Origin of the sequence: Zoogloea sp. LCSB751, from assembly GCF_002028455.1 — a bacterium.
Classification (GTDB): domain Bacteria; phylum Pseudomonadota; class Gammaproteobacteria; order Burkholderiales; family Rhodocyclaceae; genus Zoogloea.
The window spans coordinates 1-273 of record NZ_MWUM01000183.1 but is presented as its reverse complement, the minus strand read 5'-3'; the positions used below and the strand labels follow the sequence as shown (position 1 = coordinate 273).

Annotated in this window: 1 pseudogene; it reads right to left on the bottom strand. The window is 59.3% G+C overall.

The features are described 5' to 3' along the window. Positions 1–273, bottom strand: a pseudogene (locus B4920_RS26275) (hypothetical protein); the annotation flags it as partial.

The following is a 273-nucleotide window of genomic DNA, read 5'->3' as shown; positions in this document are numbered from 1 at the left end:
GATAGAATTCGAGCTCGGGGGCCACTACCGGCTTCCAGCCCTGCTTTTCGTAAAATGACAAGACCCGGCGCAGCACGGAGCGCGGCGCTATGTCGATCAGCTTGCCATTGATGTCGAAACAGTCGTGGATCACCTGAGCCGTGGGCTCCAGTGCCCAGGGCACGAAACGAATGGTGTTGGGATCGGGATAGAGCTGCATGTCCCGCTCCAGCGGGTCGATCATGCTGTCGTCATCCGGGTACTCGCCGGTCACCGTCTGAGTGAAGATGACCT